Origin of the sequence: Paenibacillus cellulosilyticus, assembly GCF_003182255.1 — a bacterium.
GTDB classification, from domain to species: Bacteria; Bacillota; Bacilli; order Paenibacillales; family Paenibacillaceae; genus Paenibacillus_T; species Paenibacillus_T cellulosilyticus.
Map to the genome: position 1 here is coordinate 44059 of NZ_QGTQ01000019.1, position 25220 is coordinate 69278.

At 53.5% G+C, this 25220-nt stretch carries 24 protein-coding genes and 1 pseudogene; 7 read left to right on the plus strand and 18 right to left on the minus strand.

Translation table 11 applies throughout. The features are described 5' to 3' along the window. Nucleotides 1-22 precede the first annotated feature (22 nt). From rnhA to DFQ01_RS20240, 4 genes and pseudogenes are all read right to left on the minus strand, one after another. Nucleotides 23-457: pseudogene (gene rnhA, locus DFQ01_RS20225) on the minus strand (ribonuclease HI). A gap of 11 nt (nt 458-468) precedes the next feature. Next, on the minus strand, nt 469-1044 hold the full coding sequence (gene lepB, locus DFQ01_RS20230) for a signal peptidase I (RefSeq protein ID WP_110045727.1): 576 nt from the start codon (nt 1042-1044) through the stop codon (nt 469-471). Between the two features lie 187 nt (nt 1045-1231). Next, on the minus strand, nt 1232-1798 hold the full coding sequence (locus DFQ01_RS20235; protein WP_110045728.1) for a DUF402 domain-containing protein: 567 nt from the start codon (nt 1796-1798) through the stop codon (nt 1232-1234). Between the two features lie 150 nt (nt 1799-1948). Beyond that, nucleotides 1949-2371 (minus strand): GNAT family N-acetyltransferase, encoded by a 423-nt coding sequence (locus DFQ01_RS20240; RefSeq protein WP_110045729.1) that lies wholly within the window; start codon nt 2369-2371, stop codon nt 1949-1951. A 341-nt stretch (nt 2372-2712) separates the two neighbouring features. Here DFQ01_RS20240 and DFQ01_RS20245 point away from each other — a divergent pair, with 341 nt between their 5' ends. The 3 genes from DFQ01_RS20245 to ssuE all read left to right on the plus strand — a co-directional run bounded on the left by DFQ01_RS20245 (nt 2713) and on the right by ssuE (nt 5188). After that, complete coding sequence (locus tag DFQ01_RS20245) at nt 2713-3327, plus strand: superoxide dismutase (protein WP_110045730.1); 615 nt, start codon at nt 2713-2715, stop codon at nt 3325-3327. A 178-nt stretch (nt 3328-3505) separates the two neighbouring features. After that, nucleotides 3506-4486 (plus strand): hypothetical protein, encoded by a 981-nt coding sequence (locus DFQ01_RS30865; protein WP_146216903.1) that lies wholly within the window; start codon nt 3506-3508, stop codon nt 4484-4486. 153 nt (nt 4487-4639) lie between these two features. After that, nucleotides 4640-5188, plus strand: coding sequence for an NADPH-dependent FMN reductase (ssuE, locus tag DFQ01_RS20255; protein WP_110045732.1), 549 nt, complete (start codon nt 4640-4642; stop codon nt 5186-5188). Between the two features lie 59 nt (nt 5189-5247). Here the strand turns inward: ssuE and DFQ01_RS20260 are convergent, their stop codons facing one another. The 5 genes from DFQ01_RS20260 to DFQ01_RS20280 form a co-directional block, all read right to left on the minus strand. Further along, nucleotides 5248-6399, minus strand: coding sequence for a S1C family serine protease (locus tag DFQ01_RS20260; protein ID WP_110045733.1), 1152 nt, complete (start codon nt 6397-6399; stop codon nt 5248-5250). A gap of 15 nt (nt 6400-6414) precedes the next feature. Further along, nucleotides 6415-7755: an FxLYD domain-containing protein gene (locus tag DFQ01_RS20265; RefSeq protein WP_110045734.1), complete on the minus strand. Its 1341-nt coding sequence runs from the start codon at nt 7753-7755 to the stop codon at nt 6415-6417. Between the two features lie 315 nt (nt 7756-8070). After that, nucleotides 8071-8508: an RrF2 family transcriptional regulator gene (locus DFQ01_RS20270; protein WP_110045735.1), complete on the minus strand. Its 438-nt coding sequence runs from the start codon at nt 8506-8508 to the stop codon at nt 8071-8073. A gap of 205 nt (nt 8509-8713) precedes the next feature. Then, complete coding sequence (araD, locus tag DFQ01_RS20275; protein WP_110045736.1) at nt 8714-9409, minus strand: L-ribulose-5-phosphate 4-epimerase; 696 nt, start codon at nt 9407-9409, stop codon at nt 8714-8716. Nucleotides 9410-9519: 110 nt separating this feature from the next. Beyond that, nucleotides 9520-10644, minus strand: a complete 1125-nt coding sequence (locus DFQ01_RS20280; protein ID WP_110045737.1) for a GntR family transcriptional regulator — start codon at nt 10642-10644, stop codon at nt 9520-9522. A 163-nt stretch (nt 10645-10807) separates the two neighbouring features. Here DFQ01_RS20280 and DFQ01_RS20285 point away from each other — a divergent pair, with 163 nt between their 5' ends. Continuing rightward, complete coding sequence (locus tag DFQ01_RS20285; RefSeq protein WP_110045738.1) at nt 10808-11101, plus strand: hypothetical protein; 294 nt, start codon at nt 10808-10810, stop codon at nt 11099-11101. Nucleotides 11102-11275: 174 nt separating this feature from the next. Here DFQ01_RS20285 and DFQ01_RS20290 read toward each other — a convergent pair whose 3' ends face one another. From DFQ01_RS20290 to DFQ01_RS20320, 7 genes are all read right to left on the minus strand, one after another. Next, nucleotides 11276-11488 carry a cation transporter gene (locus tag DFQ01_RS20290; RefSeq protein ID WP_110045787.1) on the minus strand — a complete coding sequence of 71 codons (213 nt, stop codon included), beginning with the start codon at nt 11486-11488 and terminating at the stop codon, nt 11276-11278. A 305-nt stretch (nt 11489-11793) separates the two neighbouring features. Next, entirely contained in the window at nt 11794-12780 is a 987-nt protein-coding gene (locus tag DFQ01_RS20295) for a hypothetical protein (protein ID WP_245946806.1), read from the minus strand. A 25-nt stretch (nt 12781-12805) separates the two neighbouring features. Continuing rightward, nucleotides 12806-15088, minus strand: coding sequence for a heavy metal translocating P-type ATPase (locus DFQ01_RS20300; RefSeq protein WP_110045739.1), 2283 nt, complete (start codon nt 15086-15088; stop codon nt 12806-12808). 437 nt (nt 15089-15525) lie between these two features. Continuing rightward, nucleotides 15526-15915: a metal-sensitive transcriptional regulator gene (locus tag DFQ01_RS20305; protein WP_110045740.1), complete on the minus strand. Its 390-nt coding sequence runs from the start codon at nt 15913-15915 to the stop codon at nt 15526-15528. Nucleotides 15916-15964: 49 nt separating this feature from the next. Continuing rightward, nucleotides 15965-16849 (minus strand): UTP--glucose-1-phosphate uridylyltransferase GalU, encoded by an 885-nt coding sequence (galU, locus tag DFQ01_RS20310; protein ID WP_110045741.1) that lies wholly within the window; start codon nt 16847-16849, stop codon nt 15965-15967. Nucleotides 16850-16965: 116 nt separating this feature from the next. After that, the gene (locus DFQ01_RS20315) at nt 16966-18366 is read right to left on the minus strand and encodes a sensor histidine kinase (RefSeq protein ID WP_110045742.1); all 1401 of its coding nucleotides are present in this window, start codon (nt 18364-18366) and stop codon (nt 16966-16968) included. Beyond that, nucleotides 18363-19043, minus strand: coding sequence for a response regulator transcription factor (locus DFQ01_RS20320; RefSeq protein WP_110045743.1), 681 nt, complete (start codon nt 19041-19043; stop codon nt 18363-18365). Before DFQ01_RS20320 ends, DFQ01_RS20315 begins: the two co-directional genes overlap by 4 nt. A 192-nt stretch (nt 19044-19235) precedes the next feature. Between DFQ01_RS20320 and trxB the strand changes: the two genes are divergently transcribed. Further along, entirely contained in the window at nt 19236-20174 is a 939-nt protein-coding gene (gene trxB / locus DFQ01_RS20325; RefSeq protein ID WP_110045744.1) for a thioredoxin-disulfide reductase, read from the plus strand. A 169-nt stretch (nt 20175-20343) separates the two neighbouring features. Here the strand turns inward: trxB and DFQ01_RS20330 are convergent, their stop codons facing one another. Further along, entirely contained in the window at nt 20344-20580 is a 237-nt protein-coding gene (locus DFQ01_RS20330; RefSeq protein ID WP_110045745.1) for a DUF6953 family protein, read from the minus strand. A 92-nt stretch (nt 20581-20672) separates the two neighbouring features. On the opposite strand from DFQ01_RS20330, the gene DFQ01_RS20335 reads away from it, so the two are divergent. Further along, a complete protein-coding gene (locus tag DFQ01_RS20335) occupies nt 20673-21629 on the plus strand; it encodes a D-2-hydroxyacid dehydrogenase (RefSeq protein ID WP_110045746.1) in 957 nt (318 codons plus the stop codon). A 497-nt stretch (nt 21630-22126) separates the two neighbouring features. Continuing rightward, nucleotides 22127-22342, plus strand: coding sequence for a hypothetical protein (locus DFQ01_RS20340; protein WP_110045747.1), 216 nt, complete (start codon nt 22127-22129; stop codon nt 22340-22342). 896 nt (nt 22343-23238) lie between these two features. Here DFQ01_RS20340 and DFQ01_RS20350 read toward each other — a convergent pair. After that, nucleotides 23239-25218 carry an ABC-F family ATP-binding cassette domain-containing protein gene (locus DFQ01_RS20350; protein WP_110045749.1) on the minus strand — a complete coding sequence of 660 codons (1980 nt, stop codon included), beginning with the start codon at nt 25216-25218 and terminating at the stop codon, nt 23239-23241. Nucleotides 25219-25220 lie beyond the last annotated feature (2 nt).

Genomic DNA, 25220 nt, shown 5'->3' on the forward strand with positions numbered 1-25220 from the left:
CCTCTATTTGCTCACAGCGCCGCTATAGCTGTTTAATCGCTGCTCGCGCCAGCTCATCACAGCGGTTATTCCATTCGTTATCGCTATGCCCTTTGACCTTGAGTTACGTTACCTTATGAATTTGCATAAGTCCCCATAAGGATTGCCACAAATCTTGATTCTCTACTGGATGACCCTTACTGTTCTTCCAACCATTGCGGAGCCATCCGCGAATCCAATTATTCTGAAAGCAGTTCACGACATACGCTGAGTCGCTGTAGACAGCTGCCTTACATGGCTCTTTGAGAATCTGCAGCGCTTCGATAACCGCCTGTATTTCCATCCGATTATTCGTCGTATACTTCTCTCCGCCTGAAATCTCTTTCTTGTGTTGGCCAAAAAATAAAACGGCGCCCCATCCGCCCGGTCCCGGGTTTCCTGAACAGGCGCCGTCCGTATAAATCATAATCTCTTTCATGAAATCCGCTCCTACAACGACCCGAGGTCGCCTGTCGGCCACACGATATAATCAACTCGACCGCTTATTCGGTCACGAATGACTGGCCCGAATGAACGACTGTCTCGGCTTGCTCTGGCGTGCCGATTGTCGCCCATTACGAAATAACAGTCATCAGGCACTTCATACGGTCCAAAATCCAAGTCTTCAATGTCGGTGTTCGTATACAACGATTCATCCACACGCTCACCATTGCGATACAGGACGCGATTTCGTATTTCGATCCGGTCACCTGGTACGCCAACAACGCGCTTCACTAGCAGCTTCTTATCCGGACTATCCGATGGGTCCTCTAGAATGACGACATCGCCTACCTTCGGGTCACCGATTAAGTAGACGAACTTGTTCACATACAGCCAGTCGTGGTCATGCAGCGTCGGCTCCATCGAGTGCCCTTCCACCTTCGACAGATGAAACACAAACGCATGCAGCAGCAGCACGATCGTGAGAGCGATGGAGATCGTTTTGATCCAACCCATCCACTCGACCGAAAACCGCCGCACATCTTCCTCCATCTCCGCGCGCGCTTCAGACTTCAGATCGGCCATGATTTGCACTTCCTTCGTTGAGCTGTTAAACATATCGATAAATTGCAGCCTAAAGATAACCCTAAGATATTCAAGGTTTGGCCCTTGAATACCTTCAGGGAGATTATTCCGAATCGTTTGCCTTGTAGAGCTAACGATTGAAGTGTTTCTTCTTCAAAAGTTAGCTCTATTAAACGTAACGTTTACACTATAGCTCCGTAAAATCGCCTTCCGCCGCTTCGCGCCGCCAATCTTCGTAATATTGATACACCAAATTATCGTCGAATGGCGCATTTGCCGACCTCGCGCGCCGAAGCAGGCTTTGCAGCCCGTGTTCGACCTTATCAAGCACGATGTCTGGATAGTGATACATTTGCTTATGCCGTTCGTATTCGTCCCGATCGACGACATGAATGCCGCCGTCTGCTGTCCGTATAACGTCCAGATCATAATCGATATACGTAAATACGTCTTCGTTCTGCATCATTGGCGAAGCCACATTGCAATAATAGCGAATGCCGTTATCCTCCAGCAGCGCTACTACGTTGAACCATTCACCCGGTATGAAGAAAGAAACCGCAGGAACACGGCTTGTCCACAGCTTACCGTCAGCCTCTTGAATCGGCGTCTGCCGATTAATGAGCACGTTCATGGATTGCTCGGCATGCTCCTTGGCCAGCCGTTCCTTCGGAACGAGCCAGTTGCGGTGCCAGAACCGATGCAACCGACCGTTATGCTTAAAGCTTTTGATCATGCAAGGCATGTAGTTGTTCATGGCGTTCACCTAACTAGCGTTCATTGTTTCAATTCTATAAGTATAAGAAAAGCATATCCAGCCGCCAATTGCAATGGCATGTCGGATATGCTTTCAATGATCGAGACCATCCATCTCGAATAATTCCTACCTTCTAAGCCTCAGCCAGTCTTAGCCAGCAACGATGCTTAACTTTTGGAACGAGCGGAAAAAGTCAGTTGCCACGTAGCCAAGTTTCTCATACAGCGGCAATACCTTCTCGTTATGCTCATCGGCTGTAATCAGAATCTTAGACACATTACGCTGCTCAAAACGCTGCTTCAGCCCTTGGATCAGTGATTGACCGAATCCTTGACGTTGATATTCCGGCAGAACGGCCACTCGATAATAATATCCTTTATTATTGTCGATAGTACCGATAATCATGCCGACAATGTCATCCTGTTCTACAGCAACAAGTACAAGATCGCTATCCCATGACAACTGCCGCCCGAAAGCTAACATTGTCTGTTCGTAGCAATCGTCCGATAACACTGTTCCGAGCAATTCGGTAGCCGGAACGTAGTCAGACAGTTGAAAGGAACGAACGTACATGTGTTGGTAAACAACTCCTCGATCGATGTCATAAATATTACAAGCCTTTATGAATAAAATACGACAAATCTAATTAAAATCCTTCTAAAACTTTAAAAATTCTTTAAAAACTTAAAGAAATCGACCATTTTACCGTGAAAGCGCTTAAATTTAAGCGTTTTCATCAGCTTTCGCCACGATTTCTGTGCTTTACGCCCTGATTCGTACATAAACGTCACCATTTGCGCCTATCCTATTTCCGTTCTGCATGATTCGACTTTCGCAACAACAATGTTGATTTATCCAAGCGAATAAGGGATAATTGTACCTGAATCAACACCTAATTTTGGGAGGTATATTCAATGGCTCATCAACTGCCTGCTTTGCCTTATGCTAACAATGCGCTCGAACCGCATATCGATGAAACGACGATGATGATTCACCACGATCGTCACCACAACGCTTACGTAACGAACCTTAACGCTGCACTGGAGTCCGCTCCTGAGCTGCAAAGCAAATCGATCGAAGATCTGATCGCTGACCTGAACAGCGTACCGGAAGCAATCCGTACAGCAGTTCGCAACAACGGCGGCGGCCATGCTAACCACTCCCTCTTCTGGGAAACGATCGGTCCTAACGGCGGTGGCGCTCCATCCGGTAAATTGGCTGATGCTATCGCTAATGAACTGGGCGGCTTTGATAAATTCAAAGAAGACTTCGCGAAAGCTGCTGCTACGCGCTTCGGTTCCGGCTGGGCTTGGCTTGCTGTTGGACAAGACGGCAAACTGAAAGTATACAGCCTGCCTAACCAAGACAGCCCAATCATGGAAGGCGACACGCCGCTCCTTGGTCTGGACGTTTGGGAGCATGCATACTACCTGAACTACCAAAACAAACGCCCTGACTACATTGCAGCGTTCTGGAACGTTGTAAACTGGGCAGCTGTTGCAGATCGCTACGAAGCCGCAGCGAAATAAGTTGGACAAGCCCCTCAAGGGCATCTGCGCCGCATCCTATAGGGGATGCGGCGTTTTTCGTGTTGGCCGCTATACAAAATCTATAATGACAGTTTCAATTCCCTAGGCAAGAGTACACGCTATCCAAGCATACATTTAACAAGTAAATAGGCGCTTAGCACAAAGGAGGCGGAAACCGATGTATCCGAACTATTACGGCTATGGATACCCCTATGGCTACCCATACGGGTATGATGGCTACTATGGGCAGGGATACGATCCATATGCGCAGGCTGCGGAATATCAAGTTCCGCAAACCAATGGCGATACCGTGTATGATTACGATCCGCGTGGGTTTATGCCCGGTGGGCCTCCGCCAAGGCCGCCAGGTCCGCCGCCGAGACCGCCTGGACCACCGGGGCCACCAGGGCCGGGGCCAGGACCAGGGCCGGGACCAGGGCCGGGACCGGGACCGTTCCCACCAGGACCGTTCCCGCCAGGACCACCAGGGCCGTTCCCACCAGGACCACCAGGGCCGTTCCCGCCTGGACCGTTCCCGCCGCCTAGACCGCCATTCCCACCAGGACCAGGTCCATTCCCACCACCTAGACCACCGTTCCCGCCAGGACCGTTTCCGCCACCTAGACCACCATTCCCGCCAGGACCGTTTCCACCGCCTAGACCGCCGTTCCCGCCAGGACCGTTTCCACCGCCTAGACCGCCGTTCCCAATACCGATCCCTATTCCAATACCGATTTTTCCTGGGCCAGGGCCTATACCGGTACCATTACCGACGCCGAATCAAATAACAGTTCTTATTAATGGAGGCGCCGTATTCCCGAACATTACGCAGGCTTATGCAATTGCCTTCTTCCCGGGCATTACGATCGCACAAGCACTGCAAAGCACAGGTGTCGTGGTGATAGGATTCAACGGTCAGATTATCTCTGTCGGTGGTATTCCAATCACAGATGGCATCACCTTCTCACTGATACTCAATGGCCGTCCGATTCCGTCGACGCTGCTTAATGCACCGTTGCAGCCAGGTGATTCTCTCGAGCTGGCGCTCTTCTATCGCCCGCCTTTACGGGACGATGAAGAATATGCGAATTTAAGCGGCGTGCAATACGAGGAAGAACGGAACTATATCGATGAAGACGATTTGAACGGTGTCGACTAACGGTACGATTGAAAATTTCTATTAAAGTATCAAAAGACTCTGCGCCGACGTTCATGGAACGACGAGCAGAGTCTTTCTCTATATGCTATAATTGGTATTAACTCTATCGAATTACTAGACTATATAAATAAATGACTTAAGGAGACGAAGAACATGGCTAACATTGTATCCATTATCGCTACACCGAACCAATCCTCCCGCCTGCTTGGTGTAACGAACTACGTCGAACAGCAGCTCCGTGAACAAGGCTACGAGCTGACGACACTGCAAGTTACTTCGATTCCAGCTGAGGATCTCATCTTCGCTCGTTTCGATAGTCCAGAAGTTGCTAAGGCAAACGCACTCGTTGAAGCTGCCGATGCGGTTATCATTGCAAGTCCTGTCTATAAGGCCTCTTATAGCGGCATTCTGAAAACGTATCTCGACCTGCTTCCTCAGAAAGGCCTCGATAACAAAATCGTAGCACCTATCTTCATCGGCGGCACTATTGCACACCTATTGTCCATCGACTATTCGCTCAAACCTGTACTGGCTTCGCTTGGCGCTCGCCATTATACCAGCAGCATTTACGCAACGGATTCGCAAGTTACACGCACTGGACAAGGTGACGATATTGCCTTCGCCCTTAACGATGAGCTGAAGGAGCGTCTCGACAAGACGATTCAAGAGCTTCGCGTTGACCTCGCTCGCCGCTCTCTCTAATTGCATAGCCGTACCAAAAAGGGCTGTTTCTGCGCAATCACGCAGAGACAGCCCTCTCGCTATTTATTCTCGATTCGCTGGCCTTTGCCGCTCAGCAGCTTCAGTTGATCGTTCTCGTAGCCGACCGTATAGACGACTTTATATGGAGTATCGGTAAATGCGCCGTCTACCCGCTCCTGCGCCGTGATGCGCGCGGTGACGACTGCTGTTTCATCTTCCTGTACCTGCACGCTAATATCGTCGATTGTAATGTTCTTGGTTCCGATATAACCCTCGCGGAATTTCTCGTACGATGTCGACGCCGTCCATGTACTTCCGATTAAAGAGTAGGCATACACGTAGTCACCACTATTGAGACTATCATAGAAATGCGTGACGAGGTACGATGCCATATCCTCGAACGTAACGTCGCCAACCGCGCCCTCTTGGAAAATGTCCGAATCCATCGCGATGTTACTCGGCAGCTCCGTCATCGGTGAAGCCGACCAGCCTTCGACCAGCGACAGCACCTGTCCGATAGGAATGCTGAAGCCGATCGCTCCTTGCTCCGCGCCGGCCGAGTTAATGCCCAGAACCGCTCCCGTCTCGCGATCGACGAGCGGACCGCCGCTGTTGCCATGAGCAATCGGCGCAGATATTTGATACATATCCTTATAAACATAAGGGTCGATATTCAGCTCGCGTCCGACCCCGCTAATAATACCTGTCGTGACCGTATTCTGATAGCCGAGCGGACTGCCGATCGCGATCACTTCGTCCCCGATCTCGCCTACATGCTCGGTCTCCATCTCTAGCGGCTTCGTGCCGGCCAGCTCCGGCACTCGGACAACGGCGACGTCTACATCCGTTCCAATACCGATGACCGTACCTTCCAGCTCTCTTGCATCCGCTGTTCTAACCTTTACCGCATGCGCGCCAATGACGACATGTCCGTTCGTAATAAGGTCGCCCTGATCATTATAGAGGAAGCCCGAGCCTATCAACCCATTGTCCGTCTCGATCATAACGACCAGCTTCTGCGTTGCAAAAATAATATCTTTCAGCGTCTTATCCGCCCCTGCTGTCTCGGACTCATCTGCCGTCGGCTGCGCCAGCAGCGGAGCGTTGATTAGCCGTTTCGGCACCTCGTTATGAATCTGAACGACACCGATCGTTCCACCAACAAGCACTAGCAGACTAGCGATGATGCAGATCCACCCATTTCGATTCATGCGCTGTCCCCTCACTTAATCCAAAAACCAGCCAGCACGGTCAATTCGGACCTGTGCTTTCTGATAAGCGTTATAGTAAATGTCATCGACGACAGCCGTTTCCCCTGGCTCCACTTGATCCGGAGTTGCATAAACCGTGCCCGTGCTGATTACATTCCCCGACTCATCGAGCAGTGTGTAATCCACATAGACCGAATAGATCGTTTTCGTTGCTGTATTACGCAGCTCCGCGTGAATATGAATATCCCCGTTCGCATCTAACGTTGAAGTGAGCGCGTCCACCTCAATTGCCGCCGTCCGATTCTTCAAATCTTCCTCTGCTGCCTTCTGCTGTGCGAGCTTCAGCCGCTTCTGCTCCGCATCCTCATACGACTTCTTGTCAGAGGCAATCTGTTCCTTAAGCGCCTTGAGCTTCTCGTTGCTGCTGTCATATTCCAACCCAAGCTCCACTGCTGACGCTGCATCATTGAAGCTTTTCCGCTGAAGCAGCCGTTCGCCTTCTTCAATTGAAAGCTCCCCGATTCGTGCCACGATCTGCTCATGTACGGTCGCTGCTTCTTCACTTTCGAGCCCATCCGCAACACGCAGCTTCGAAACAAGCTCCTTCACAGAATCGATGCCGCTCAGCTCAGCCTTGATCTGTTGAACCGTCAGCGTCGCTTGCAGCTGCTTCAAACTGCCTCGAAGCGGTTCGAACAGCTCTTCTTCCCGCTTATTGAGCGTTTGACTTACCTCATCAAGCAATTGATCCGCCTCATCGACCTTATTATCTGTCAGCAGATTCTCGGCGTTAGCCAGCTTACGCGCAAGATCAGCTGCCACCTGCACAATCACCCGATCGGATTGCAGCGCGGTAAGCTTCGGACGGGCCGATATTGCTCTGTCGAGCAGCTGTCCCGCTTGATCGTAGCTCCCGTGCATCGCCTGACGCTTCGCCTCGGATTGCCAGCTGGCGACGCGATCATTTTGCAAAAGCTCAAACGAATAATAGCCATAGACACCTGCAGCGACCAACAATGCGAGCAGCAGCGGTACGAGCCACGTGTAGATGCGAATTCCGCCTCTGCTTGGACGCATCGCCTCTATTTGCTCCTCCGTCTCATCGGATACCAACAACGTTGGCTCCATGCCATCGAGCTCCTCGTATACCGGCTCGCTTCGAACGGTATGCGACAAGGAAGCTGCCAGCTGCTCGGCAAAATGCGGCAGAGACTCCTCGGTTCCGGTACCGGCTGCCGCTGCCTCCTGTTCCCCTTCCTCTTCAGGCATGAGGTCAGAAACAAGCGATTTACCGCAGTAGCTGCAATATCGTCCGTCCTCCTGATGATTCTGTCTGCCGCAGTAGGCACAATACATGATGTTATTTTCACCCCTATATCGAAAGATTCGAACGAATCCGCCATCTCTCACAAAACTAGCACTCTTCATTGTAAAACAATTAATAGGCATATCCAACGTGAGGATAGTCCCAAGGCGGAACGACTGTCACCGTTCAATTTCAAAAAAATTAGCCGCCGAGCGCACTCGACAGCTAACGGATAGACCGAAATCCCATTCATGAGACTGCTAATCTTGCGACAACAATGTGCAGAATTCTACTAATTGCAACTAGAATAAACACATTATAATCCCCATAAAGACGGCTGAACAGCCCAATATCCCAATAAATATTTACAGTTTAAAAAAATCAATCCGATTCATCACATCAGAGATCGTATATTGCTGCAAATAATCGATTGCACGCTTCTCGGCCTCCCGTAGGATGCCATTCAGCTCTTGATCGAGCTGTGCCACTGCTTCGCCGTCATTTCCTTCCAACAGTCCTCCTACAGACCTAAGAGAAACGGCTTTATAAACCTCACCTAACGTAATACACTCCACTTGCTTGCTTAGCAAATAACCGCCTTCACGGCCGCTCTTGGACGTGACGATACCCGCTGCAGCCAGCGATTGCATCACTCTGCGCATGAAGGTCGCATGGGATTCCACTTGACGGGCAATTGTTGCACTCGACAACAAGCCGCCGTTACTTGCGATCCATATTAAAGCATGTACCGCTAGTTTGAAGCGAGGAGGACCGATGTTTACTCCGCGATTGACTGTGCTCATGGGTTCCCCCCTACGATTGGACAAACAGCTAGAATGAAAAAAAGAGGCGCGATCCCGCAGGATCGCGCCCAATAAGCCATTGCGCTTCACGGGCACGCTGCCCGCCGGGGCACGCCACCCCGCTAGCCTTGCATCATTATGCATTAGATCATCGTGCGAAAGACGGTACACGACTTCGCCCGCGAACGCTTATGCTGCCGGACAATTACTTTTGTCCGTAGTAAGCGTTAGCCCCATGCTTGCGCAGGTAGTGGCGATCCAGCAAGTTTTGATCCATTGGCTGTGTGTTCGGGTTGAGCGCATACGTATGAACAGCCATTTTCGCGCACTCTTCGAGTACGACGGCATTATGAACTGCGTTGTGCGGGTCCTTGCCCCAGCAGAATGGTGCGTGGCTGAAAACGAATACGGATGGCACTTGTGCAGGATCGATGCCGCCTTTTTCGAACGTTTCCACGATCACGTTACCCGTTTCAAGCTCATACGCGCCTTGGATCTCAGCTTCCGTCATCGCACGCGTGCAAGGTACTTCACCGTAGAAGTAGTCGCCGTGCGTCGTGCCGAGCGCTGGCAGGGAACGGCCGGCTTGTGACCAGCTCGTTGCCCATGGCGAGTGCGTGTGTACAACGCCGCCGATTGTCGGGAACGCTTTGTACAGCACAACGTGTGTTGGCGTGTCCGACGATGGGCGAAGATTGCCTTCTACCACGTTGCCGTCAAGATCAACAACGACCATATGCTCAGGACGCATTTCTTCATAAGGTACACCGCTTGGCTTAATGACGACCAGACCGCTCTCGCGATCGATGCCGCTAACGTTACCCCACGTAAACGTAACAAGACCGTACTTCGGCAGCTCCATGTTCGCTTCCCATACGGCTTTTTTCAACGATTCCAACATGAATGAAGCACTCCTCTCATGCCTATCTATTACTTAAGCTTGGACGTCAACTTATACGGACATCCCGTTGTAATTGCATGCATTTATTATAGGTTGTACGTACAAGTATGTCACGCGTTTTTTTCCGTCAAATCCTGCACCGATTCCCGTTCTACAAGCGCTGGTTCATAAACGATATCCTTCAGCGAAGCGCGTGGTGAGCGCTGCGATATCAGCTTCATCAGCAGCTCGACAGCGTCCGCTCCCATGCTTGTCTTCGGGTGTACGATCGTCGTCAGCTTCACTTCCGTCGCGATCGCCAGATTCGAGTCATCGAAGCCGATCATCGACAGGTCGTCCGGCACCGTCAGCCCACGCCGCCTAATGATGTCGAGCATCCGTACCGCCAATTCATCATTGTAGCAAAAGATCGCCGTCGGCCGCTCCTCTGTCTCCCGCTCTAACAAACGTTCCAGCGCTTCGAGCGGACGGCTTGTCTTCTCTTCAGACGAATAGCGAACGACCCAATCAGCCGCCACAGGCTGCTTCCGCTCACGGAATGCCCGCAGGAAGCCGCGCATCCGATGCACCCCTTGATAATCATCCGTCTTGAAGAAGCCCGCTATTCGCTCATGGCCCATCCGCAGCAAATATTCCGCCGCCCGATAGCCGCCAAGCTCATCATCGACCTTCAAGCATGGCGCATCGACATCCGTATACCGTTCATTCAGCATGACGTACGGAATTTGCCGGGCATCGAGGGCGAGGAAGAAATCAAAGTTCGGGTTGCCTTCCGCACTCTTCGTCGGCTCAATGATGAGGCCGGCAAGAGGCTCGTGCAGCATCGATTCCAAGCTGTCGCGTTCCTTCGACTTCTCATTGTCTGTGCTGGCCAGCAGCAGCCGTGCTCCACGCTCGCGCAGCGTCGACTCCACTCCGCGGACGATCGTCGGGAAGATATAGTCGGAGATATGCGTCGTAATCATGCCGATCGTCATCCCAACCGGCGATGGCTTGCGTTCCGCTGCCGTCTGCGACTCTGCGACGAACGTCCCTTTCCCCTGCGTCCGATAGAGCCAGCCTTCCTGCTCCAGATCGCCAAGCGCCTGCCTTACCGTCTGCCGGCTCATCTCGAATCGCCGTGCTATCTCGTTCTCTGAAGGAAGCCGGTCATGCGGCTTGAATTGCGCCGTTACAATCCAAGACAATATCTCTTGCTTTAATTGTATATATTTAGGCGTCTGTTGTTCCTTCACGACACACCTCATCTTTGTAAAGTTGTATGCCTAACAGTATAACATAAGCTCAACTTGTACGTACATCGCAAACAGATTGGAACTCCCTGGTCGTAATAAAATGGATGCCAACTCGCATCGGCATCCATTATTATGTATATAAAATCCATAAATAGGAGGATTCATGAAACATATCCTACTTGTATCACTCATTGGACTCGGGCTGCTATTGTTCGTTCTCTACATCACAAATCCAGATGAGGAGGATTACAAGACATGGCTCGCCGACAGGTACGATATCTCATGCCCGGACGATTCCGTATTCCTATGCAAGCAGGGCAGCATGACAATCGACTGGCAGTCACAGCACGTTGAGTCCGCCCTTTTGTACACAAAGGTTCAAGAAATTTACTCCGATCATGATACGGCGATTGTAATCCGGGCGTTTGGTATACTGGGCCATTTCTATGCGTATTAGCCTTTATCAAGGAACCTTTGTCGAATCGCTTCGAATAAACATAGCATCCGGCACCTTGTTGCACGTATACGTTCTCATCGCTAGTCTCCTTTCAACTCACACAAACTCACACAAATAAAGCCTTAGCCGCAAGAGAGTCTCTCTCACAGCTAAGGCTTATTATACGTACAACTGTTAAGACTTCGCTACATCGTAGCCCTGCTCTTCGATCGCTTCGCGGATCTGATCAAGCGTTACGCTGCTGTCTTCGAAGGTCACGTTAACCGTGCCCTCCGCCAAGCTAACTTCACCTTTGGCACCGAGCGGACGAAGTGCATCCTCTACGGCTTTGACGCAATGACCACAAGACATACCGGATACTTGCAATACGGTTTGTTGAACGGACATTTCAATCTCCCCTTCCATGATTACTCCCATTATAGCACCCACATAAGAATTTATAAGCGCGTGTTCAAAAAGTTCGGGTTCCAGCACCGAGAAGGTTGAATGAGAGCAGGGAATGAGGATCGGAGCGTAGTGATGTGCTACGTGAGAACCGGAAGTCTCTGCTCCATCCAGGATTCGATGCCGATTACGCTTCTCGTGCTGCTTCGTGATCAAAGGCGGACTTTTTGAACAACCTCTATAGGCTTCCAAGTCTGCAGAAAGAACAAATTCTTATCCGGTAACAACCAACCTCTAGCCGTGTGATATCAGCCAACTTCGATAACGAACGGCACAGTGACAACGCGGCCCTCCCGCTGGAATTGCCCCCATGCTTTATAGATGCCCTCTGCCGGAAATACCGTCGTGAACGATGCGGTTGAACCGCCGTTGTTCTGCTCCTGCGGATGTACGTGGAGGTACGACTCCATATCCCTGGACAAAATAACGACATGCCCCGCCGCTCCCAAATAATTCTCCATATCCGTCAGCTCTTTGCCCGTTTTCTCATCGCGGAAGGTGTAGGTGAGCGTCGCATTCTCGCCCGCCTTTGCATGGCTAACGGCAAGTGCAACTTCAATACCGTCTACCTTCTGAACAAGGCTCTTATCCGGCTGCGGAGCAGGTGAATCGTAGTTGGGTTTGCCGTTGACTGTCAGCCAACCGGCACGCGTGATGCTGTGTCCGCCATCGGGAACGAAGTCGGCGAACCACTTGTAGCGTCCGCCAGCTGCGAACTGAGTCATGACGCGGAAGACACCTCCGCCATCGTAGCCCGGATGAATATGCCGGAACTGCTGCAAATCCTCGCTCACGATAATCAGATGAAGCAGCTTCTCATGGCTGAGCGCAAATTTCGTGATCGGCTTGCCGTCTTCGCCAAGGATTCGGATCGTCAGCTCCGCATCCTGCCCCACCTGCAGGTCCCCCGCCTCTGGCGCGAGCACCGCTTGCACGTTACCGCCAACCTCGTCGTCTGCTGATGCTTCCATCTCCATCCCATCGTGTGACGCATGGGAGTCAGACGCGGAACCGTCGGTACTATCTTCATTCATAGCTGCATCAGACGAATCGGCCACGCTCTCATCATGCGCATGCGGAGACGTTGTTCCCATATTCATATCATCATGCGTCGAATGCTCGACCGTATCTGCCGAGTTCGTGCTCGTCGCTACTGTCTCATCCTCGCGGTCGCATGCATTCAAGCTGCCCGCCAATACAACCAACACGAACAGCTTTATCGTTTGTTTCATCATCTCTATCAGCTCCAGGTTGTTATCGTCATGATGGCCGACGAAGACGGAGCCGCTGCAGACGCAGCGCGTTCAGAACGACCGACACAGAGCTTAACGCCATCGCGGCACCGGCAACCCAAGGCGCCAGCAAGCCTGATGCGGCAATCGGTATGCCGATTGCGTTGTAAGCAAGCGCCCAGAACAAATTCTGCCGAATGTTGCGCATCGTTGCCCGGCTCAGCTCAATCGCATCCGCGATGCCGTTCAGATCGCCGCGCATGAGCGTCACATCCGACGTCTCGACCGCAACGTCCGTGCCCGTGCCGATTGCAATGCCGACATCCGCTGCCGCAAGGGCAGGCGCATCATTGATGCCGTCGCCGACCATGGCGACCTTGTGCCCTTGCTGCTGCAGCCGCTGAATCTCGGCTGCTTTATGCTCCGGCAGCACCCCCGCGATGACATGCTCAATGCCTACCTGCTTCGCGATCGCAGCTGCCGTTCGTTCATTATCACCCGTAGCCATCCTTACCTGTATGCCCAATGAACGGAGCCGTAAAACCGCTTCACGCGACGATTCCTTCACCGTATCGGCGACTGCGATGAATCCCGCGAACTTGCCGTCAACTGCGGCAAGCATGACCGTCTTGCCTTCGGCTTCCAGCGAAACCTCGGCTTCCGCATCTGAGGCAGACAAGTCGATACCCGAGAATTCCAGCAGCCGACGTGCACCAATGAGCAGCTTATGTCCTTCCACGACAGCCCGGATGCCGAAGCCCGGGTATGCCTCGAATTGCTCCGCTTCCGGCAGCAGCAGTCCGCGAGCCTTCGCGCCTGCTGCAATGGCTTCCGCTACCGGGTGCTCGGACAAGCGTTCCGCTGCACCGACCAGCCGCAGCACAACATCCGGATCTTCTGCAACAACGTCGGTCAGCTGTGGTTTGCCGTTGGTGACTGTACCTGTTTTATCCAGCACGACCGTATCAATCCGATGCGTCTGCTCCAGATGCTCGCCGCCTTTGAACAGTACGCCAAGCTCTGCGGCACGCCCTGATCCTGCCATGACGGAGGTCGGAGTCGCTAGGCCAAGGGCGCAAGGGCAAGCGATGACGAGTACCGCAATGGCAATCTCGAGCGCCTGCGCCGTGTTGCCCGGCTCGATCCAGATGAACCAGATGACGGAGGTGATTACCGCAATGGCAACGACGATCGGTACGAATACACCAGAGATGACATCAGCCAGCCGCTGAATCGGCGCCTTCGAGCTTTGCGCGTCCTCGACGACCTTAATGATCTGCGCGAGCGCTGTATCTGCTCCAACCTTCTCGGCTTGGATCTTCAGCATGCCGTTGCGATTAAGCGAGGCGCCGATGACGCGATCGCCGGCATTTTTGTCCACTGGCATACTCTCGCCCGTCAGCATCGATTCATCTACCGAAGAGCGGCCTTCCAGCACGACACCATCGACCGGGATCGCATCGCCTGGTTTCACAAGCAGGACATCGCCGACTACTACCCGATCAACGGGCACGACATGCTCTTCGCCATCACGAAGGACGGCAGCCGTCTTCGCTTGCAGCTTCATCAGCGACTGAATCGCTTGGGACGACCGTCCTTTGGCCCGGGCCTCGAACAGCTTACCCATAATGACGAGCGTAATGAGGATCGCACTCGTCTCGAAGTACAGCTGCGGCCCATCCATCATCCCGTGTCCTTGCATCGCTGCTCCGCCATTGTTCTGCCACTTGATCGTCTCATACAGGCTGTAGAAGTATGCGGCAGACGTACCGAGCGCAACAAGCACATCCATATTCGCGCTTCTATTCCGCAGCGCCTTATAAGCACCGATGTAGAACGGTCCGCCAATATAGAACTGCACCGGCGTCGCCAGCGCCAGCTGCGTCCATGGATTCGCCAGCCATTCCGGCAGGTAGATCCAATCGAGCCAAGCGAAGTGCGATACCATCGTCCACAGCAGTGGCAGCGATAGGATAATCGAAAGGAGCAGCCGATTCCGCTGCGCCGTCGTCCGATCCTTCACACCAGACTGCGAAGCCGACTTCTGCTTCTCCACAGCTGTATAGCCAAGCTGCGTTACTTTGCGTTCCATATCGGTTGGCGACACGGTCGACGGATTATACTCCACGTGCGCCGTCTCCATCGCGAAGTTAACGGTTGCCTTCGCAACGCCGGGCAGCCTGCCAAGTCCCTTCTCGATTCGGTTCGCGCATGCCGCGCAGGTCATACCCTCTAGATTAAAATCAGCCGAAGCTGTAGCCGCAATTGCTGCGTCAGCCTGGTCGATATCGTGTTGGTTGTTCGCTTGCATCGCCAATCACCTCACTATCCTTTTGCCTTACACTTTAATATATACCCCCTCCCCCTATATTGTGTCAAGCGATTTCGCAAGTTTATGGAAAACTTGTCCATCCTCACGATGTAAGTGTGGCAGCTCCACGCTTATTATTCATCCCATGTGTCGTCCGGGCATTTAAGGGTGGCGAAACTACACTTGTCCGTTTTATAAACACCCTATTACCTGCTATACACCTCAGTAGGCGTAGTTTGACCACACTTATCTACTGCTGCGAAGGAATTCTGAACGATTAAGTGCGGTTGAGCCACTCTTAGGGTTCATCCAATGTGTCACCCTGCGGTGAGCATGGCTAGTTCATGCTTATCCTGTCATGCAGCACGGAGATATACCTCTCAATATGCAAAAACAGCCTCAGCTCGATTATTACCAAGCTGAGGCTGCATTATCGGTTACTTCATCAATTTATTCATCGTCGTCAGCAATTCGCCTATAACATCGGTGTCGCCTTCTTGCAGGCGCTCCACGACACAGCTGCGCATATGCTCCTCAAGCAGCAGCTTGCCGACGCCATTAAGCGCAGACTGCACCGAAGCAATCTGAATGAGCACATCATCGCAATACGTATCTTTCTCGATCAAACCTTTTAATCCACGAATCTGTCCTTCAATGCGATTGAGCCGACTGACGAGGCTGCTCTTCACCTTATCAGAATGATGGCTTTTCCGTACCGCATTATCAGCCGCCGTATGGCATGCTTCATGCTGATGTGATTCTACTCCGGTGCCAGCACAAGCTTCTTCCTTCCGTTCATTTGCCACTGTCCGTACTTCCTCACTCATTCCGATCCGCCCCCTCGCACCTATTTGCGACCATTCTAACATACCCCCGCTAGGTATGTGAAGGGGACAGACGCTCAATCATATAGGTACGTACGGCATCCGCAAGATCCGGACGCTTTAACGCCATGTCGATCGTTGCTTGCACGAAACCAAGCTTATCGCCGATGTCATGACGAACACCCACGAAAGGAAAAGCTTCAATCGGAGAGAATCGATTCAGCCCCACGAGCGAGTCTGTCAGTTGGATCTCGCCACCCTTGCCCGGTTTAGCATCCTCTAGCAAACCGAATATAGCAGGATCAAGCACATAGCGGCCGACTACCGCTAGGTTGGACGGCGCCTCGCCAGGTGCTGGTTTCTCCACCATGCCGCGTATACGGTTCGAATAGCCCGGTCTCTCTAAATCTACGATGCCATACTTATGGGTCTGATCCATCGGCACTTCCATGACGGCAACGACCGAAGAACCCGTCTGCTCATAAACATCGATCATCTGCTTCAAGCACGGCGGCTCCGACAGCAGAATATCGTCACCAAGCAGTACAGCGATCGGTTCATTCTCGGCAAAAGCTTTGGCACTCAGCACCGCGTGGCCAAGCCCAAGCGGCTCCCGCTGGCGGACATAGAAAATATTCGCAAGCTTCGAGATGCTGCGAACCATCTCCAGCATCTCCTCCTTGCCCCGCTCCTCCAGCTCCATCTCCAGCTCCGCCGATTTGTCAAAATGGTCCTCAATCGCCCGCTTGTTGCGGCCGCTCACAATCATGATGCTCTCAATTCCCGATGCGACGGCTTCTTCAACGATGTACTGGATCGCAGGCTTATCGATTAGCGGAAGCATTTCCTTCGGCTGGGCTTTTGTCGCCGGCAAAAATCTCGTGCCCAGCCCGCCTGCAGGAATGATTGCTTTACGTACACGTTTTCTCTCCGTCATAAGCGCTGCATCCGCCTTTCTTCATCTCGAATCGCTCATTTGACGCCATATTGGCAATCGTATGCCGAATCCCGCATGAAAATGATTAACATACGAACGAACGTTAGCGAGGCCCGTCAGCCTATCGCTTGGGGTGCGACGGGCAGCGTAACCGCAATAACTGCGCCGCCTTCCGCTCCATTCTCCTCTGCTTCAACCGTTCCGCCGTGCAGCGTAACGATCTGCTTCACAATGGATAATCCGAGTCCGTTGCCGCCGATGCTCCGATCGCGGGAAGGATCTGCCTTATAGAAGCGCTCGAATACGCGAGAACGCGCTTCCTCCGATATACCCGGACCTGAATCGCTTACTCTTACGGTAACGGCTTTTCCGCCTCCACTCACCTGCATCCAAATGGTAATGCGCCCGCTCTCCGGCGTAAACTTAATCGCATTGTTAAGAATGTTATGCCACACCTGATTCAGTCCATCCGCGTCAGCATCCACCGTCGTCTCGAGCAAATGAAGCTCCAGCTCGATCGATTTTCTCGCCCATTGCGGCTCGCAGCTTAAAACAACATCTCGCAGCTGGCGATCCAATTGAATGGGCTGCGGGTGGAATGGATGATGCTGCGAATCGAGCGAAGCCAGCCGCAGCAAGCCGTCGCTCAGCCGCGACAACCGGCCGCTCTCTTGCTTAATAATATCAACATAATGAGTGCGTTCTTCCTCCGTCACCTCAGAACTGCGGAGAGCCTCTGCGAAGCCGCCAATCGATGTTAGCGGCGATTGCAGCTCATGGGAGACGCTGGAGACGAATTCCGACCGCATCGTCTCGATGCGGCTGAGGCTGTCCGCCATTTGGTTGAAGCTGTCGGCGAGCTTGCCCAGCTCGTCCTTTCGATTCATATTCACACGAACCGAGAAATCCCCCTTCGCAAGACGGGCCGTTGCTCGCATTAGCTGCTTGAGCGGACTCACCAAGTAGTGCGCGGCAATGAGGAACAGCAAGCTGCCGACGATCAGCATGGTCAGGAGCAGCATATTCGACGTCCGCATGAAGCTTCGCTCCTGCGGGACACGGTCTGGACTGACGAAGATCGCGAGCTCCAGCTGACCGAAGTGCGCCACTTTTCCGACTGTCATTCTTGGCAGTTGGCCCTTCATATCATCCTGATTCAGCGAGCCGATGACCATATGTCCGCTGAACACCTCTTCAACCTGTTCCGCCGTCATCTGGGTGCCCATCGCGCGAAAATGCTGCCCGAAGCCGAACCAGCGGCCATCGGCGCTGACGCCAACGATGGACACGTTTTGCAAACGAGCCGCCTCCGATAAGAATGGCAGCAGCGCACGAGGCGCTGCCACATTGTATAACCGTTCAATGTCGGCAATCGTATTGCCCAGCTGCACCGACACCTCGGTTCTTATATCCCGCTTGAACGTTTGGCTCGTATAAATAAAGGATGCCGCGATGCTGACTAGGACGACAATGAGAAACATGCCGACCAGGCGAACGTACAGACTGCGGATGATCACCCTGTCACCTCCAGCCGATAGCCAAGGCCGCGAATCGTTGTGATCCTAAAGCCCGACGTATCTTCTGGAAACCGTTCGCGCAGCCGTTTTACATGGACGTCGACCGTCCGCTCGTCGCCTTCGTAATCAACACCCCATAACTGCTCGATGAGCTGTTCGCGGGCGAATGTTTTGTTCGGGTAGCTGGCCATTTTGAACAGGAGCTCGAATTCCTTCGGTGGCAGCTTGACGCGCCCTTCCGGCGCCATGACGTCATATTCCACACGGCTTAGTGTAATTCGTCCGACCTCAACGAGATGCGATGCGACGATTTTGTACCGCTTCAGCAGCGCTTTGACCCGTACGACGAGCTCAATAGGATCAAATGGCTTCACCAAATAGTCGTCTGCGCCGAGTTCAAACGCCCGCACCTTGTGCGCAGTCTCACCTTTTGCCGTTAGCATGAGCAGCGGAAGATCCTGTCCATACGTATCACGAAGCGCCTCGCACAACGCCCAGCCGTCCATTCGGGGCATCATAATGTCCATAATAACCATATCGGGGCGCACTGATTCCAGCTGCTGCAGCGCATCCTCACCATCGTTTGCCTGCAGCACTTCGAAGCCCTCCCGCTTCAGGAAGACGCTCGATAAGGTGCGGATGTTCGCGTCATCGTCTACTACTAATATTTTAGCCACTAAGCTCTCTCCTTCATTCCTGTTGACCGACCGTTCAAATAATGAAACACTGACTCTATCATAGCATAGCGCTGTCAACCAGTCCTTAGAGAAGGCTTAAAATCCATTGACAACGCTTTGTAATAAATCTAAACTAGAAACAACTTCAACTGTACACAATTCAGATACAGTTCCATTCAGGAGGATGTCCTTATGCACAAAACTATTATTATCGGTACCGGACCTGCCGGACTTACAGCTGCTATCTATCTGGCACGCGCCAACATGGCGCCGCTCGTTATTGAAGGCCCGCAGCCAGGCGGACAGCTGACGACAACAACGGAAGTTGAGAACTTCCCCGGCTTCCCAGAAGGCATACTCGGCTCCGAGCTGATGTCCAATATGCGCAAGCAGGCGCAGCGTTTCGGCGCTACGTTCACAACAGGCTGGGTCAACAGCGTTGACTTCAGCGAGCGTCCTTTCACCATTAACGTCGAGGGCGGCAAAGTGTTCCAAGCGGAATCGATCATTATTTCGACTGGCGCTTCGGCCAAATACCTCGGTATCCCAGGCGAGCAGACGAACGTTGGACGCGGCGTCAGCACATGCGCAACCTGCGACGGTTTCTTCTTCCGCGGCAAAAAAATTATCGTCATCGGCGGCGGCGACTCCGCAATGGAAGAAGCGCACTTCCTGACTCGCTTCGCAACGGATGTCACGCTTGTACACCGCCGCGAAGAGCTTCGCGCTTCGAAGATCATGCAGGACCGCGCTCGTTCCAACGAGAAAATCAGCTGGGCGCTTAACAATACGCCAGTTGAGGTTGTCGCAAGCGGCATGGGCGTAACGGGTCTGAAAGTCGTTAACAACGTTAGCGGCCAAGAAGAAATCATTCCAGCAGACGGCGTATTCGTTGCGATCGGCCACACGCCGAACACAGGCTTCCTCGGCGGCCAAATTGAGACGGATGAGAATGGCTACATCGTCGTGAAGCCGGGCACAACGGAAACGAACATTCCAGGCGTCTTCGCTTGCGGCGACGTACAGGATACGAAATACCGCCAAGCGATCACGGCTGCAGGCAGCGGCTGCATGGCTGCGCTTGAAGCGGAACGCTTCCTTGAGGATGCACACAGCGCTGCTCAAGTGTAATCGAATATATTATCGGACCGGTTCGCCGGACGAGTAATAGACAGTGACGGTAACATGACAAGGGGCCGTACCTTCGGGAGGATATGAATCTACCGATGGTACAGCCCCTTTGCCTTTATTTTTTTGTAAACATTCCATACTGACGATTGTATAGGAGCAGGCAGACGGGCTACACCCAGCCCCAGAAAAATCCGTCGCGCTCCCAAGCGGCCCGCCCCTTATGCAGCTTGCGGAACGCTTTCTTCACGTCTTTGCCGATGGACAGATTACCGTTGTCATTCACATAAAGGAACGCTTCGCCATAATGGCTGGCGATATAGCGGGTTGCTTCCTCTTGGTGCAAAATTCCTTTATTCTTCAATTCATTCAGCATCCATTGCGCCACTTCTTCTGCTGTTACAGTCATATTGGTCACGCTCCTTCGTTCCTGCAATTTGTTTTCTGTTATACTAGTTAGAATATCTTGAACAACTTCTTAAAGCATGGAGGGATATCATTATGAGTCGTACAATCATAGCAATGGGCGGGTACACACCCGAGCAGCAAGCACGTATTCGAGAGGCAACACCGGGCTGGGAAGTGATTTTCGGCAAGGTTAAGGAGCTCGACAATCGCTTGTTCCGCGATGCTGAAATCGTACTCGGCTATAGCCCAGCAGTTGAGACGGACAGCCTGCTGCCAGAGTCCAAGCTCCGCTGGATTCAAGGCTGGTCGGCAGGTGTCGATAAGCTGCCGCTCGATAAACTGGCTGCCAGAGGCGTCGTGCTTACCGATGCAAGCGGCGTTCACCCGAATCAAATGTCCGAGACGACACTGGCGTTAATGCTTGCTTTTACACGCAATGTACATCATGCAATTCGCAATCAAGTCGAGGGCCGTTGGGAGCTGAAAGGCAGCTACGGCGAGATGCATGGCAAGACGATCGGCATTATCGGCGCTGGCGAAATCGGTGTTGAGCTGGCGAACATTTGCCGTGCGTTCGGTATGACCATCCTCGGCGTGCGCCGCAGCGGCAAGCTTGCAGAGCCGTTCGATCGCATGTATGATATGTCCGGGCTGGATGAAGTGCTCGCGGAGAGCGACTACGTCGTCAATCTGCTTCCGCTAACGGATGAGACGAATGGTCTGTTCAATGCCGCAGCATTCGCGAAGATGAAACGTTCTGCCTTCTTCGTGAACGTCGGCCGCGGACCTTCCGTTGTAACCGATGATCTGGTACAAGCGCTTCGCGATGGCGTCATCGCTGGTGCCGGCATCGATGTAACCGAGCCTGAACCATTGCCAGAAGGTCATCCGCTGTGGTCGCTCGACAACGTCATCATTACACCGCACATTGGCGGCCAATCCGACCAATACAGTGCGCGTGTCGCCGACCTGTTCATTCACAATTTCAAGAGCTATATCGAGACTGGTCGTCCTGACCGTAATATTGTTGATTACGCACTGCGTTATTAGTTTTGTCCCTGGCGGGACCCCACCTTCCACTCCCACCCAAACTCTCGGGATCCACACCCTCCCAAACCCTCCCTCTCCAAAGAGGGAGGGCCCCGAGGGCGGCTGCCCTCTGGACACCCGCAGGACTGGTCTAGGTACGTTTTATGGATGTGGGCTGATGAGTGGTGCATAGAATGGTTGGAACGTTCGCATACAATTCGATGCGCCTGTGGCAGTGTCTGCTATTGCTCGCTTTCGTCCCTTTGGGACACGCTCTACTGTAGGCGCTCCAGCAGATTGATCCCTGTGGGATCTAAGACCGCTATAGGAAGTGATCCCTGCGGGATCCGAGACCACTATAGGAAGTGATCCCTGCGGGATCTGAGTTGCTACAGGGCACGATCCCTGCGGGATCTAAGACCACTACGGAAGGATCCCTGCGGGATCTAAGACCGTTACGGAAGTGATCCCTGCGGGATCTGAAACATACTCATCATTCGTTGGGAGTGCTTGATTCGATGTCGATTAATCGTCGCTTAATGACGGACTACGATTTTCAAGAGGCGCTTGATAAACAGCTGAAGCTGCGCGTCTTCCGTGACGATCATATGATCGAGAACGGCGGCGTGCTCGTACGGTTCGACGACAACACCGTCGTCATCCAATCGAGCGTCAGCGACGTCTCCTACTACTCGCGCGCCGAGTGCGAGATATTCGAGCTGCGCAAACGGTAGTTCCGCCATTGGCGGGAAAAGCACGGAGCCCTCACCATCGTCACCCATGTGACTTGGCGGGGGCTCTGTTTGTTTGATGGTTTCACAAACGGTCATTAGGTTGGATAGAGGTGATTTTTCCGCCTCTAGCCTGCTCGCGTTCTCTCATCCGACAGATAGAGGCGGTTTCTCGCCTCTAGCCTGCATGCGTGCGCTCTTCCGGCTGGATAGAGGCGGTTTTCCGCCCCTAGCCTGCATGCGTGCGCTCTTCCGGCTAGATAGAGGCGGTTTTCCGCCTCTATCCTGCATACGTGCGCTCTTCCGGCTAGATAGAGGCGGTTTTCCGCCTCTAGCCTGCATGCGTACGCTCTTCCGGTTAGATAGAGGCGGTTTTCCGCCTCTAGCCTGCATGCGTGCGCTCTTCCGGCTAGATAGAGGCGGTTTTCCGCCTCTAGCCTGCATGCGTGCGCTCTTCTGGTTGGATAGAGGCGGTTTTTCGCCCCTAGCCTGCATGCGTGCGCTCTTCTGGTTGGCTAGAGGCGGTTTTTCGCCTCTAGCCTGCATGCGTGCGCTCTTCCGGCTAGATAGAGGCGGGTTTTCGCCTCTAGCCTGCATGCGTGCGCTCTTCCGGCTAGATAGAGGCGGTTTCTCGCCTCTAGCCTGCATGCGTGCGCTCTTCCGGCTGGATAGAGGCGGTTTTCGCCCCTAGCCTGCATGCGTACGCTCTTCCGGTTAGATAGAGGCGGTTTTTCGCCTCTATCCTGCATACGTGCGCTCTTCCGGCTGGATAGAGGCGTTTTTCCGCCCCTAGCCTACATGCGTGCGCTCTTCCGGCTAGATTTAGGCGGTTTTCCGCCTCTATCCTTGCTGACTCGTTGCAGCTAGGCTGGGTTGCATCGCCTCAGCAACGCATTTCCCTACTTCCGCTTTTGCGCCTCGATCTGCTCGGCGAGCTCGCCCAGATACGTCCAGCGCTCCATCAGCTCCTCGAGCTTTGCCTCCAGCTGCTGCTGCTCAGCGATTAGCTGCTGCAGGAGTACCGAATCGCTGCCCGACTCGTCCATTCGCCGTGCGACCGCTGCGAGCGCAGTTTCCGTCTCCTCGATCCAGCCATCAATCGATTCAAAGTCCTTCTGATCCTTGTACGACATGCGCAGCGACTTCGTGCGTCCATTATCCGAGCCCGCATCACTGGATGCGCTTGGCGCAGCAGCCGCGCTGCCTCCAGCTTGTTTGCCACCGGATGCCGCAGAACCACTCGACTGCTTACTAGCAGCATCACTGCCCGCCCCGTCACGCGTGCCGCCAGTCCGCTCCTCGTATTCCGTGTAGTTGCCTGCGTGAATAGCGATCTCTGTGCCACCCTCGAAGGCAAACAACCGATCAACCGTACGATCAAGGAAATACCGGTCATGGGAGACGATATATACAACGCCGGGAAAATCTTCGAGATAGTCTTCGAGCACCGACAGCGTAGCGATGTCGAGATCGTTCGTAGGCTCGTCGAGCAGCAGCACGTTTGGTGCTTCCATCAATACGCGCAGCAGCTGCAGCCGGCGCTTCTCGCCGCCCGACAGACGGCTAATATACGTCCATTGCATCGCAGGCGGGAACAGGAAGCGCTCCAGCATTTGCGTCGCCGACACGCTAGTGCCATCTGCCGTCTTCACCTGCTCCGCACCTTCGCGGATATATTCGATGACGCGCAGCGATTCGTCCATCTCTTCATGCTCCTGCGAAAACCAGCCGATCTTTACCGTCGGCCCGATATCCGCAATGCCTTCCTCCGGCTGCAGACGGCCGCCGATAATCTTGAGCAGCGTCGACTTGCCGCTGCCGTTGCGGCCAACGATACCAACGCGATCCTCGGGCACCGTCTTATAGGTGAAGTCCTGGAACAGCTTACGGCCGCTGAAGCTGTGGCCGACCTGGTCGAACTCGACGATTTTGCGGCCGAGTCGGGACGATGCGACCGACACGTCCATTTTGCCGCCCGCTTGAGCAGGTGCCTGATCCTTCAACGCTTCGAACCGGTCGATCCGCGCCTTCTGCTTCGTCGTACGGGCTTTCGCGCCACGACGAATCCAGGCGAGCTCATTGCGGAGCAGGTTTTGCCGTTTCGCTTCGGAGGCCGCCTCCCGCTCCTCGCGCTCCAGCTTCAATTCCAGGAACCGGCTGTAGTTGGCTTCATAGAAGAATGCGCGCCCGCGATCCAGCTCCAGCACGCGGTTCGCCACACGATCCAAGAAGTAGCGATCATGCGTAATCATGAGCAGCGCGCCGCGGCGCTTCTGCAGCATCGATTCGAGCCAAGCGACCGATTCGTTATCGATATGGTTGGTAGGCTCGTCGAGAATGAGCAGGTCCGAAGGCTGCACGAGTGCTGCTGCCATCGCCGCCCGCTTCCGCTGACCGCCCGACAGGACGCCCATCCGCAGGCTGAAATCTTGGAGGCCAAGCTTGGACAACGCCATCTTCGCATCGCTCTCCAGCTGCCAAGCATTCAGCTCGTCCATCTTCCCATTCGCCGCAACCAGCTTCTGCTGCTGCGCTTCATCCGACGGATTCAATTCAAGCGCCTGCAGTGCCGCATGGTACGCTCTGACGGCAGCAAGCTGCGGCGAATCGCCGCCAAGGGCATGCTCAAGAATCGTTTCTTCCGGATCGTAGGCCGGGTTCTGCGCCAGCATCCGAACGATCACTCGGCCTGGCATCGTCACGTTGCCGGAGTCCGCAGGCTCAAGCCCAGCAATGACTTTCAACAACGTCGACTTGCCCGTACCGTTCACACCGATAATGCCGACCTTATCGCCTTCCGCAACGCCGAATGAAATATCTTCGAACAGCGTCTTTTCTCCGTACGTCTTGGTCAAATGCTCAACTGACAATATATGCATCG

What these genes read in the sequence shown, in the direction of transcription:
- lepB (WP_110045727.1), bottom strand. Translation starts at nt 1,044, where the DNA reads ATGGCCGATCTGAAGTCTGAAGCGCGCGCGGAGATGGAGGAAGATGTG.
- DFQ01_RS20235 (WP_110045728.1), bottom strand. Translation starts at nt 1,798, where the DNA reads ATGAACAACTACATGCCTTGCATGATCAAAAGCTTTAAGCATAACGGT.
- DFQ01_RS20240 (WP_110045729.1), bottom strand. Translation starts at nt 2,371, where the DNA reads ATGTACGTTCGTTCCTTTCAACTGTCTGACTACGTTCCGGCTACCGAA.
- DFQ01_RS20245 (WP_110045730.1), top strand. Translation starts at nt 2,713, where the DNA reads ATGGCTCATCAACTGCCTGCTTTGCCTTATGCTAACAATGCGCTCGAA.
- DFQ01_RS30865 (WP_146216903.1), top strand. Translation starts at nt 3,506, where the DNA reads ATGTATCCGAACTATTACGGCTATGGATACCCCTATGGCTACCCATAC.
- ssuE (WP_110045732.1), top strand. Translation starts at nt 4,640, where the DNA reads ATGGCTAACATTGTATCCATTATCGCTACACCGAACCAATCCTCCCGC.
- DFQ01_RS20260 (WP_110045733.1), bottom strand. Translation starts at nt 6,399, where the DNA reads ATGAATCGAAATGGGTGGATCTGCATCATCGCTAGTCTGCTAGTGCTT.
- DFQ01_RS20265 (WP_110045734.1), bottom strand. Translation starts at nt 7,755, where the DNA reads ATGTATTGTGCCTACTGCGGCAGACAGAATCATCAGGAGGACGGACGA.
- DFQ01_RS20270 (WP_110045735.1), bottom strand. Translation starts at nt 8,508, where the DNA reads ATGAGCACAGTCAATCGCGGAGTAAACATCGGTCCTCCTCGCTTCAAA.
- araD (WP_110045736.1), bottom strand. Translation starts at nt 9,409, where the DNA reads ATGTTGGAATCGTTGAAAAAAGCCGTATGGGAAGCGAACATGGAGCTG.
- DFQ01_RS20285 (WP_110045738.1), top strand. Translation starts at nt 10,808, where the DNA reads ATGAAACATATCCTACTTGTATCACTCATTGGACTCGGGCTGCTATTG.
- DFQ01_RS20290 (WP_110045787.1), bottom strand. Translation starts at nt 11,488, where the DNA reads ATGTCCGTTCAACAAACCGTATTGCAAGTATCCGGTATGTCTTGTGGT.
- DFQ01_RS20295 (WP_245946806.1), bottom strand. Translation starts at nt 12,780, where the DNA reads ATGATGAAACAAACGATAAAGCTGTTCGTGTTGGTTGTATTGGCGGGC.
- DFQ01_RS20300 (WP_110045739.1), bottom strand. Translation starts at nt 15,088, where the DNA reads ATGCAAGCGAACAACCAACACGATATCGACCAGGCTGACGCAGCAATT.
- DFQ01_RS20305 (WP_110045740.1), bottom strand. Translation starts at nt 15,915, where the DNA reads ATGAGTGAGGAAGTACGGACAGTGGCAAATGAACGGAAGGAAGAAGCT.
- galU (WP_110045741.1), bottom strand. Translation starts at nt 16,849, where the DNA reads ATGACGGAGAGAAAACGTGTACGTAAAGCAATCATTCCTGCAGGCGGG.
- trxB (WP_110045744.1), top strand. Translation starts at nt 19,236, where the DNA reads ATGCACAAAACTATTATTATCGGTACCGGACCTGCCGGACTTACAGCT.
- DFQ01_RS20330 (WP_110045745.1), bottom strand. Translation starts at nt 20,580, where the DNA reads ATGACTGTAACAGCAGAAGAAGTGGCGCAATGGATGCTGAATGAATTG.
- DFQ01_RS20335 (WP_110045746.1), top strand. Translation starts at nt 20,673, where the DNA reads ATGAGTCGTACAATCATAGCAATGGGCGGGTACACACCCGAGCAGCAA.
- DFQ01_RS20340 (WP_110045747.1), top strand. Translation starts at nt 22,127, where the DNA reads ATGTCGATTAATCGTCGCTTAATGACGGACTACGATTTTCAAGAGGCG.
- DFQ01_RS20350 (WP_110045749.1), bottom strand. Translation starts at nt 25,218, where the DNA reads ATGCATATATTGTCAGTTGAGCATTTGACCAAGACGTACGGAGAAAAG.